Source organism: Bifidobacterium sp. M0353, assembly GCF_016100645.1.
GTDB lineage: Bacteria > Actinomycetota > Actinomycetes > Actinomycetales > Bifidobacteriaceae > Bombiscardovia > Bombiscardovia choladohabitans.
On the sequence record NZ_JACFSB010000063.1, the window covers coordinates 1 to 341 of the forward strand.

The following is a 341-nucleotide window of genomic DNA, read 5'->3' on the forward strand; positions in this document are numbered from 1 at the left end:
ATATCTTACAAGAGCAACATCTTGAGAAAGAACGTGACACACTGCAATCATTCTATGATTCGGTAAAAATGCGAGCTGAAGGCATTAACAGTGCTGAAGGCAAACAAAAGAGTGTGGTTGAGTTGTACGATAAATTCTTCCGCAATGCCTTCCCTCGTATGACTGAACGTTTGGGCATCGTCTATACGCCTGTTGAAGTGGTGGATTTCATCATTCACAGTGTTGAGCATGTATTGAAGACCGAATTCGGCAAGAGCATGGCTGATGAGAATGTCCACAGTCTTGACCCATTCACAGGTACAGGTACGTTCATTACCCGTTTACTGCAAAGTGGCATCATT

At 43.4% G+C, this 341-nt stretch carries 1 protein-coding gene; it reads left to right on the forward strand.

Annotated features, from left to right (window positions below; genetic code table 11):
* The coding region (locus H3V04_RS09005; RefSeq protein WP_198188259.1) for a hypothetical protein at positions 1–341 on the forward strand (341 nt) is incomplete at both ends.